This window comes from Moorena sp. SIO2C4 (assembly GCF_010672485.1).
GTDB classification, from domain to species: Bacteria; Cyanobacteriota; Cyanobacteriia; order Cyanobacteriales; family Coleofasciculaceae; genus Moorena; species Moorena producens.
The window spans coordinates 1-10,850 of record NZ_JAAHGN010000133.1 but is presented as its reverse complement, the minus strand read 5'-3'; the positions used below and the strand labels follow the sequence as shown (position 1 = coordinate 10,850).

Genomic DNA, 10,850 nt, shown 5'->3' with positions numbered 1-10,850 from the left:
ATCAGGTAAGCCAATCCGACCGTTGGGATGAACAGTTATTAATTAAATAAATTTTTTATTAGTTTTGTGATCATCTTTTGGCTAACCTCAATCTCCTCCGGAGCGAGATTCCCCCCTTAAGAAGAGTCAACAGTAGGAAACCTGTAACTCCCTTGAGCAGATAACTCCAGCGAATATAATTGCCCAAGCTATCCCTCGGTTAGCCTAGGCAATTCAACGGTTTAATGAAGCTAAGTCGGATCAGAGAATACAGCGATATAAAGGATATACTAAATAGTGTTGTTGACTATCACGTTGACGACAGTTTATGCAATCGTTTAAAAAGTTTTCCTAAAAAAACAACTACAAAACCAATTGGAAAGGAAGAATGCTTGACTTCGTCATTATACTTTTATTTATCATAGCAGCAGCAAGCATAGGCTTCGACAGTGTGGAATTGCTACCCGGTCATGTGCAAGATCAAGTCAGCAATTTGACAGCGTTACGCTCGACTACTGCATGCTTTGGTGCCATTATCGGACTAGCACTAGGGTTAATGGCCCAAGTAAGTTACCGTCGGGTAGAAGCCCAAGTGCGAAAAATGCCAATGGAGGTGATTTTAACCAGGTCTATTGGTCTGATCCTGGGACTGCTGTTAGCTAATTTGATGCTAGCGCCGATTTTCTTACTCCCCATCCCCTCGGAATTTTCCTTCATCAAACCCCTGACTGCCATTTTAGGAAGTGTGATGTTTTCGTTCTTGGGGGTTAGTCTAGCCGATACCCATGGTCGCACCTTCTTGCAGCTGATCAATCCTAACAGCCTGGAATCAGTTTTAGTGGCAGAAGGCACCCTCAAATCAGCCTCAAGTAAAATTATAGATACTAGCAGTATCATTGATGGTCGGATCGAAGCACTGCTTGAGACGGGTTTTATCGAAGGTCAAATTCTGGTTTCCCAGTTTGTCTTACTAGAATTGCAGCAACTTGCCGATGCTGCCAATGATCAGAAGCGCACTCGGGGACGACGGGGCCTAGATATCCTAAATCGGATGCAAGCCGTTTATCCAGAACGCTTGGTGATTCATTCGGCTGATTACGATGACCTACAAACTGTAGATACCAAATTGGTACGTTTTGCCCAGGAAATTAATGGCACTCTTTTAACCAATGATTACAACTTGAGTAAAGTGGCTAACCTCCAAAAGGTGCCAGTGTTGAATGTCAATGATTTAGCCCAAGCCGTGCGTCCTCTGTATCTACCAGGTGACATCCTAGAGCTGAAAATCCTTAAGGGGGGTAAAGAACCTACCCAGGGAGTTGGTTATCTAGATGATGGCACAATGGTAGTGGTGGAAGAAGGGTATAAACACATGGGTGTTGAACTGCCAGTGATTGTTACCTCAGCGTTGCAGACTTCAGCAGGTAGGATGATTTTTGCTCGACCTAAAGCTTCGGTTACGGTTTGATATTGGTGTTTTATAGGTTGGCAGGTTGGCAGGTTGGCAGGTTGGCAGGTTGAAGGTTGCAGGTTACAGGTTGCAGGTTGGCAGGTTGAAGGTTGCAGGTTGTTTGCCCTTGGCGTCCCTTGTAGCTTACCTTACAGCTTGAATGTTATAAATCCAGGTTTGCTCTTCTTAAGCCTCTAATCCTCAACAACCGTCTCACCATCAACCGTCTCACCATCGACCGTCTAACCGTCAATCATCAACCGCCTAACCTTCAACCTCCTAACCTTCAACTGGCTAACCTTAAACCTCCTAACCAATGACTAATGCCATGCTTAGCCTATGCATGATTGTTAAAGATGAGGAAGAATCATTACCACAATGTTTGAGTAGTGTCAAGGATGTAGTGGATGAGATGGTCGTCCTAGACACAGGTTCAACGGATCGAACGATTGAGGTGGCGCAAAGCTATGGTGCTAGAGTTTATCAGTTTGAATGGTGTAATGATTTTGCAGCTGCTCGCAATCAGGCATTGAAGTATGTGCAAGGGGAATGGGTGCTGGTGTTGGATGCTGATGAAGTGTTGAAACCGGAAGTTGTACCGGAAATTAAGCAGGCAATCCAAAATAGTTCCTATCTAGTTATTAATCTAGTCCGGCAAGAAGTGGGTGCAACTCAATCTCCCTATTCTCTGGTGTCCCGTTTGTTTCGCTATCACCCAGAGATTCGCTTTTCTCGCCCCTATCATGCTATGGTGGATGATACTGTAGCGCAAATGTTACAACGAGAACCCCAATGGCAGGTGGTGTCTCTATCCCAGGTGGCAATCTTACACTACGGTTATAGCGATGATGCGATCGCATCACGGGATAAGTTGACTAGAGCGCTTACGGCGATGGAAGGCTATCTGGCTAGTCATCCGTTTGATGCTTATGTGTGTAGTAAACTCGGGGCGCTTTATATTCAAAATAATCAAGTAGACCAGGGTCTGGAGTTACTCAAGCGTGGTTTAACTGGCACTGAGCTAGAGCCAGCGGTATTATTTGAACTGCACTACCATCTGGGGAATGCTTATACTCGCCAAGGAGAGCTTAATTCAGGAGCAATACATTACCAACAAGCGATCCAACAACCGATTTTGCCCCAGTTGAAATTAGGAGCTTACAATAACTTGGGCAGTTTGTTGTTACAAGCAGGGGAGTTGAATCACGCCAAAACCGCCTATGAAATGGCAGTGAAGATAGACCCAAGTTTTGCCCTTGGACATAATAATCTGGGCATGACTTGGAAGGCTTTGGGTCAGATGGAAAATGCGATCGCATCCTATCAGCAAGCGATTCAACTCAACCCAGAGTATGGAGAGGCTTATCAAAACTTGGGAGTGGTTTGGCTTAAACTGGGCAAGGTTGATCAGAGTTTATCAGCCTTTAAAAAAGCGATCGCACTTCACGAAACCGATAACCCAGCTGAAGCTCAGCGTCTTCGTCAGGGACTTCAGGCTATGGGATTTCAGGTTTAATCTTATTAAGTATTAGGGAACAGGGAACAGCGGATCACCGGAACAGGGAACAGAGAACAGTAGAAAAGAAATACGAGATTTTTTTGGTGTTATGCCAGGGCTGTTTCATTATTTGGAATAAATTGTCAGGTCAATCGGGTGAAAGGGAGGTGGGGTGCTGGGGAGAGGGTTTTTTTAATAAAAATACCTTTTTATTAAAAAAAATTCCCCGACGGTGCTTCGCACCGCTATCTCCCGTTTCTCCCGTTTCTCCCCACCTCCTATCCAAAGGTGCGACCCGAAGGCGCGACCCTAGGCCGGGGAACCCGGCCTAGGAGGCGCGGGCCTTGAGGGAATTTAATTCTGAATGCGGGAACGAAGTTACCGCATTCAGAGGGTCGCCTTTATGGGTTACTGGCTATAGGTAAAAGGGTTAAAACTTTTGTAATAAGGCCTCAGATGAAACCTTAGACAGGCTCGCCAATGAGCGTCGGCAGGCTATGCATAAAAGGGTTAAAACTCGTGGAATAAAGCGAGCCTGTCTTACGGTAACTTCAAACCACTCTTCAAGGTTTTGTCTCCGGAAAGCGCACCTATCACATTTTAGTCGGACCCAAGAAACAGCCCTGGGGTTAGGGGGGATTCCTGTTCCCTAAAATCCCAAAATTGTGTACCTCACCAAATTGAAAACCGCTATACAAGTAATCAAACCTATTGTGAATGAATCGATGCTGCTGACTTTGGCAGTGTTACGATCCCTGAAATCTGTGAAGATTCCCCGGATAACTGATGGTATCTAGTTTATGGGCGTTACCTAGCTAACTGTGATTCCCTAATTTTAACTAAAACTTGAACAAGTTTAGTCTTAACTTTACGAATACTTTAAATAAAAGTATTTTTCTTTAAAAAAAGAATTGATAAATTGATAAATAGTCAAGTCAAGCAAAATATAAAAATTTTCAGGGTAAAAAAATAAGACACCTTAAGGTATTTGAATTTTTCATGAATACTCCAACATTTAAACGTTGATTTAAAGGGGAATCTACGAAAACTTTATCGGTTTTACGAGTCTGAATTAGGGTGTATCAACTGGTGTATCAACTGGTGTATCAACTGGTGTATCAACTTATGATGCCTTGAGGTGAGCTTAGTCAAAATTTGTTTGTCTGCAATGACCTTCTTGTGTCAATAATTTAATCTACCAAAGACAAAATATGATGACTACTATTTTTGGATTTGAGACTGGCGACTTCATAAATTGGAACACTATCGGCGATGCCAGCATTGAGACAGCGGCATTTGGCAGTATCCCTTCTCAGGGAAAATTTCAGGCTTTAATTACTAATGATGTGGGTTCTGTAAGTGATAGCGAACTTGAAAACCTCTTGGGTTTGAACCCAGGCACTATAGATGGTTTTGGCAATGGGGATGCCAAAGAAGGATCCGCTCTCAAGCTAAAACCTATTACAGTCAACGCTGGAGATGTTTTGAGCTTCGACTTTAACTTCCTCACTGATGAGCTTACCCCTGACTCCACCTTCAAGGATTTTGCCTTTGTCTCCATCACCCCAAACGTTTTATTTAACCTCGCAGATACAAATAGTTCATTTCTCCTGTCTCCTACAGGATTTCGTCAGGAAACAGACTACAATACCTTTACCTACAAATTCCCAACTTCTGGTACTTATCTAGTAGGTATGGCAGTGGTGGATGTAGAAGATGAGTTATTGGAATCCGCCCTACTAGTGGATAACTTGAAAGTTGTGCCGAAAGATGAAGTAATTGTAGGCACAAGCAACGATGAAACTCTTTTCGGTACTGCTGATAATGACACAATCTACGGTCAAGGTGGTAATGACACAATCTTTGGCAGTGAGGGAGTAAACATTCTCTATGGTGGTGCTGGAGATGACCTGATTTTCGGCGGTTCCAACTCTGACAACATTTATGGCGGCACTGGTAATGACCGGATATTCTCCTCCGGAGGCAGTAACTCAGTTTATGGGGGTATCGGTAATGACTTCATAGACACTGGCACTGGTAATGATTTCGTTGTTGGTGGCTTTGGCAACGATACGATCAGGCTTGGGGGTGGTCAGGATATTGTTGTCCTAGAAGCACGCAAAGGAACTGATACTATCATTAACTTTGAGGCTGGTAAGATGTTCCTGGGTCTGTCTGGTGCCTTGACTTTTAGTAACTTGACGTTTAACCAAAGTGGTGGTGATGTGGAAATCTCTGCTAACAGTGAAGTCTTAGCAGTTGTGAATAATGCACAAGTTAGCACTATTGCCAGCGCTAGCAACTTTCTGACGATTTAGTTATCTGATTTAGCTTGATCTGTGAGTGTAACTCTGAGTCAACCTGTTTTTTCCCGACGGTTTCTAACTCAGCATTTACGCAATAACTATACTTTTAGGGGCGCACGTCGTACGCCCCTACTACTGATGCTAACTACATAAGGGCGTTTGAGGTCGAGTTTGGCGACAGTCGCTGTAACTCTGGTTTTTCTGTGAAAACTATCATAACCAGGTCTAGAATCTCAAGAGGTACACTGGGGGAATTGGTAGTTAAAGATTATGGTTTTGATTAGTAATCAGTTCCCTATGTCTACATTTTTATTAGAAGTCGGTACAGAAGAATTACCCGCAGATTTTGTGGATAGTGCGATCGCACAGTGGCAATCGAGAATTCCCCAAACCCTGGATGAGTACTTTCTTACTCCAGAAGGAATTGAGATTTACGGCACCCCTCGCCGCTTAGCAGTTATCATTAAAGGATTACCTCAAAAGCAACCCGACCGAGAAGAAGAGGTTAAAGGACCACCAGCTAAGGCAGCGTTTAAGGATGGCCAACCTACTAAAGCAGCGATTGGGTTTGCCCGTAAACAGGGGGTAGAGGTAGATAATCTATTCCTCAGAGATACGGCTAAAGGCGAATTTGTCTTTGTTCAGAAACAGATATCCGGTCGCCCCGCTACGGAAATTTTAACGGAACTGATTCCCCAATGGATATTTGGATTGGAAGGAAGACGGTTCATGCGCTGGGCCAATGGAGATTTAAAGTTTCCCCGTCCGATTCGCTGGCTAGTCACACTTTTGGATGATGTAGTGCTACCGGTAGAGTTAGATAATAATGCCGAGATTATAAAAAGCGATCGCATTTCCAGTGGTCATCGGATCTTGTCTCCCAAACCAGTAGAGATTCCCCAAGCAACAGATTATCAGTCCTATTTGCGCAATGCTTATGTAGAGGTCAACCCTGAAGCACGTCGCGAGACAATCAAATCACAAGTGGAATCAGCCGCTAAACAATTAGGTGGTTATACCCCTCTGTACCCTGAGTTATGGGAAGAAGTCACTAATTTAGTGGAATGGCCGACAGCAGTAGTAGGTAAATTTTCCTCAGAATTCTTGAATTTACCTCAAGAAGTGGTCACCACAGAGATGGTGTCTCATCAGCGCTACTTCCCAGTATTCAAAACCGAAGCGGCTACTGAACTTATCCCCTATTTTATTACTATTGGTAACGGTGACCCGGCTAAATCCGAAATTATTGCTACTGGGAACGAGCGGGTAATCCGAGCCAGGCTAGCCGATGGACAGTTTTTCTACAAAACCGATATCGACTCACCCTTGGAAAGCTATTTACCCCAACTGGAGAAGGTCACTTTTCAGAAAGATTTGGGTTCAGTACGCCAAAAGGTCGGTAGAATAGAAAAGATAGCGAGTCAAATTACTGACCAGTTACGTCAACACTCTCCTAATCTAATCTCACCAGAGGCGATTACTCAGATTCAAAGAGCGGCCTTACTGTGTAAAGCCGACTTGGTTACCCAGATGGTCTATGAATTTCCTGAATTACAAGGGGTAATGGGACAAAAGTATGCCGTTACTAGTGGGGAATCTGAGCAAGTCGCAACAGCAATTTTTGAGCATTATTTACCCAGAGGTGCAGGGGATGCTCTACCTCAAACCCTGACCGGGCAAGTGGTAGGATTAGCAGACAGGCTAGATACTTTAGTCAGTATCTTTGGTTTAGGCATGTTACCCACAGGCTCTTCTGACCCCTTTGCTCTACGTCGTGCGGCTAATGGTATTATCAACATTACCTGGGATGCCAACTTACCGATTAATCTCCAACAGTTGCTACAAGATATTGCTGCAGATTTTGTAGCTGCTTATCCAGACAAAAACTCACCAATAGAGTCATTACAAGAATTTTTCTTACAACGGATTCGGACTCTGCTCCAAGAAGAAAATAAAATTGACTATGATTTAGTGAATGCTGTGTTAGGAGAAGATGATCCCGAGTATCAAAACAGGGCATTAATTGATGTGTTAGATGTACGCGATCGCGCTTTGTTTCTTCAGTCTATCCGAGATAATGGTACGCTGGATAAAATCTATGAAACTGTCAACCGTTCAGCTCGTTTAGCTAAACAAGGGGATTTAGATACCAAAGAGTTACAACCAACAACAGTAGTGACTCCGGAATACTTCCAGAAATCTTGTGAGCAAGCATTTTATGATGCCCTAGTGGAATTAGTGCCGAAAATTAAAGCGTCTCAGGAAGAGCGAGATTATCAGAAATTAGTGGAAGCACTAGAACAGATTGCTCCTACAGTTAGCACTTTCTTTGATGGTGACCAGAGTGTGTTGGTGATGGATCCTGACCCCAATATTCGCAGTAATCGGTTGAATTTGTTGGGATTGTTGCGGAATCATGCTCGTGTGTTAGCAGATTTTGGAGCAATTGTCAAGAGTTAGGGTTTGGTTTGTCAGCAATTAGCTATCAGCTATCAGTAATCAGTAATCAGTAATCAGTAATCAGTGATCAGTTTATAGCAATCAGTGATCAGCTTATAGCAATCAGTGATCAGCTTATAGCAATCAGTGATCAGCTTATAGCAATCAGTGATCAGCTGAAGGCTGTTCCCGTAGCGTGCGCGTAGCGCATAGGCTGACGGCTGACGCTGACCGCTGACCGCTGGCGGCTGATATAGCAGTCGCCAGGGCAGTTAGGACATGACAAAAGTCTCAAACCCTTTGTAAGCGATGCAGCGCGGTCTTGGGGGTTTCCCCCATGAGCGACTGCATCAAGAAGCGCAAGAGTTTGACTTCTGACAAATGACTTCTGACAAATGACTTCTGCTATAGCTTTGGGGGATTGATCGTAAAAGCTCTATCTGCGGTTCTACTAAAATTGTGGTCAAATTGAAACTGACCCACTATGGAACTAGCCTCAGAACTGCCATGGAGATTTTGGAAACCGTAACGTTTGATGATGCGATCGCATTCACCGAATCGATAATGACCAAAATGGTAACAGGGGAACTAACATCGCCAGAAATTACCGAAGCGATCGCATCCTTAGTCAAGAGCAAGAATGGTGCTAGAGGTTTCTTTGTCACCTACCTTACCAGTGACAGCACCTTAGCTGACAATCCCTCACCAGAGGTGATCACAGCCCTAGAGTCATCCCCCGAAATCGTAGCCGAACTGTTAGTCAAAAATTTAGCTATGTCAGCGGCAATGGCATTGAACCATCGCCGCAATGGCAAAGAAGACATGGCTCAAGGATCAGACCGAGTGCGATCGCGTAGTGCTAATCTCATTAAACAACTAAACATGCCAAGCCTGTTTGACATTGCCCAACAGTTAAGGCAAAGCGCCCTTACTGGAGTTGGCAACTACCAAGAATTTCTCAAGCGCTGGAAATACGATTCTGATCAAAAACAGGTCATTCATGAAGCTTTATCTGACATTCTTGACCAATAATCAAAGGGATGTTTCCAAAAATCAAAAACTGACTATAGCAATTAATAGGAAAATAGCAATTTAAAAAATGTTAATTGCTATTTCCTAATCTCATCATGTCTACTTTCTAATAGTATAGCACTACCCATTCAAATGTTTGACGCTGCATCGCTCCTAAACTCCAAAACGTAAGTAATCGCTTACTTTTGACTTCTGACTTCTGACTTTTGACTTTTGACTTTTGACTTTTGACTTCTGACTTCTGACTTCTGACTTTTGACTTCTGACTTCTGACTTCTGACTTCTGACTTCTGACTTCTGACTTCTGACTTCTGACTTGCGCGTAGCGCTATATCATGGCTAATGATCAAAATTCTTCACCTATCTGATATCCACATGGGTAGTGGTTTCTCCCATGGACGAATCAACCCTGCTACTGGAATCAATACACGTTTAGAAGATTTTGTCAATACCCTAGCTAAATGTATTGACCGAGCCATTACCGAACCTGTGGATTTAGTTCTTTTTGGCGGTGATGCCTTTCCCGATGCCACACCACCACCTTATGTTCAACAAGCTTTTGCTAATCAATTTCGCCGCTTAGTAGATGTAAACATTCCTACCGTTTTACTAGTAGGAAATCACGACCAACACTCCCAAGGACAAGGAGGTGCTAGCTTATGTATTTATCGCACCTTAGGCGTGCCTGGATTTGTAGTAGGGGATAGCATCGAAACTCATAAGATTCAAACCGACAATGGTCGAGTACAGGTGATTACTCTACCGTGGCTAACCAACTCCACCCTTCTCAGTCGCCCAGACACCGAAGGTCTAACCCTAGCCGAGGTTAACCAACTCCTGATCTCACGGCTTGAGCCAATCTTAGAAGCAGAAATTCGTCAACTAGACCCAAACCTGCCAACGGTCTTGTTAGGTCATTTAATGGCAGACCAAGCTAGATTTGGTGCAGAACGCTTCCTAGCCGTTGGTAAAGGTTTTACTATTCCGCTCTCGCTGCTGACTCGACCCTGCTTTGATTATGTAGCTTTAGGACACATCCACCAACACCAGAATCTCAACCACTCCAATGACCCGCCAGTCATTTACCCTGGCAGCATTGAGCGGGTCGATTTCAGTGAAGAGAAGGAAGACAAAGGTTATGTCATGATTGAGCTGTCCAAAGGTCATGTTCAGTGGGAATTTTGTCCCTTGTCAGTGCGTCCCTTCCGTACCATTGAGGTCAACCTTGCTGAAGCAGATGATCCCCAAAGTACTTTACTAAACGCTATTGGTAACGAAATTATTAAAAACGCTATAGTCCGGCTGATTTACAAGCTACGTTCTGAGCAGCTCGACCTAATTGACAATAGTGCCATACATGAATCCTTGAGGGCAGCCCACCACTATACCATTCGTCCAGAATTAGTCAGCCAGCTAGCCCGTCCCCGCTTGCCGGAACTTGGTATAGGTAACAGTATTGACCCCATAGATGCGTTATCGACATATCTAGAGAATCGGCAAGACCTCAGAGATATTGCTGCAGATATGCTAGAAGCTGCAGAATGCCTATTAGAGAAAAATCGTTGACACTCCCCGCCCTATAAGGACGGGGATTCTTCGCTCAACGACCCGACTTGCTGTTCCTGGCCGGAACCAAGAACAGTAGAGGCCAGATCTCCCGAAGCGTTCTGATCTATGATCCAGGTTCCGGTGTGCCCCACCGTACCCAAGGCTCTTTTTAGGATATTGATTGCGGCGTTGTGGTCACGGTCTAATTCACAACCGCATTCACAGACGTGAGTTCTAGTTGATAGTGACTTCTTGACCACTTCGCCACATTCTGAGCAATTCTGGCTTGTATAGGCAGGATTGACTGGAACAGTGACTCTGCCAAACTTTTCGCCAAAGTGCTCTAACCATTTTCTAAATTGATACCAACCAGCATCATTAATAGACTTAGCAAGGCAATGGTTTTTAACCAAATTCTTGACTCTTAAATCTTCATAGGCAACCAGGTCGTTAGACCGGATTACGCAACGCGCCGGAGACGAAACCTTAGATAGTGGAGCCTTTATGGGTGTTCGGCTTTGCATAAAAGGGTTAAATCTTTTGTAATAAGGCTCCACTATCTTACGGTAACTTCTAACCAGTCTCTTGGCATGTTCTT

General features: G+C 44.0%; 8 protein-coding genes. 6 read left to right on the top strand and 2 right to left on the bottom strand.

Going from position 1 to position 10,850, the window contains the following annotated elements:
* The first annotated feature begins 367 nt into the window (after window positions 1-367).
* From F6K20_RS09955 to F6K20_RS09935, 5 genes are all read left to right on the top strand, one after another.
* On the top strand, window positions 368-1,447 hold the full coding sequence (locus F6K20_RS09955; protein ID WP_044494244.1) for a PIN/TRAM domain-containing protein: 1,080 nt from the start codon (window positions 368-370) through the stop codon (window positions 1,445-1,447).
* A gap of 325 nt (window positions 1,448-1,772) precedes the next feature.
* Entirely contained in the window at window positions 1,773-2,945 is a 1,173-nt protein-coding gene (locus F6K20_RS09950; protein ID WP_008187875.1) for a tetratricopeptide repeat protein, read from the top strand.
* 1,193 nt (window positions 2,946-4,138) lie between these two features.
* Entirely contained in the window at window positions 4,139-5,245 is a 1,107-nt protein-coding gene (locus tag F6K20_RS09945) for a calcium-binding protein (protein ID WP_052308470.1), read from the top strand.
* Window positions 5,246-5,530: 285 nt separating this feature from the next.
* Window positions 5,531-7,693: a glycine--tRNA ligase subunit beta gene (gene glyS, locus F6K20_RS09940; protein ID WP_044494267.1), complete on the top strand. Its 2,163-nt coding sequence runs from the start codon at window positions 5,531-5,533 to the stop codon at window positions 7,691-7,693.
* Between the two features lie 447 nt (window positions 7,694-8,140).
* Window positions 8,141-8,704, top strand: coding sequence for a sll1618 family protein (locus F6K20_RS09935; protein ID WP_324616702.1), 564 nt, complete (start codon window positions 8,141-8,143; stop codon window positions 8,702-8,704).
* Between the two features lie 179 nt (window positions 8,705-8,883).
* Here the strand turns inward: F6K20_RS09935 and F6K20_RS09930 are convergent, their stop codons facing one another.
* The gene (locus tag F6K20_RS09930; RefSeq protein ID WP_044494246.1) at window positions 8,884-9,054 is read right to left on the bottom strand and encodes a hypothetical protein; all 171 of its coding nucleotides are present in this window, start codon (window positions 9,052-9,054) and stop codon (window positions 8,884-8,886) included.
* On the opposite strand from F6K20_RS09930, the gene sbcD reads away from it, so the two are divergent.
* Entirely contained in the window at window positions 9,047-10,270 is a 1,224-nt protein-coding gene (gene sbcD / locus F6K20_RS09925; RefSeq protein ID WP_008187888.1) for an exonuclease subunit SbcD, read from the top strand. The two genes, F6K20_RS09930 and sbcD, sit on opposite strands and share 8 nt — an antisense overlap.
* 11 nt (window positions 10,271-10,281) lie before the next feature.
* On the opposite strand, the gene F6K20_RS09920 is transcribed toward sbcD, so the two are convergent.
* A partial coding sequence (locus F6K20_RS09920) for an RNA-guided endonuclease InsQ/TnpB family protein (protein ID WP_287294542.1) occupies window positions 10,282-10,850 on the bottom strand: 569 nt, incomplete at its 5' end.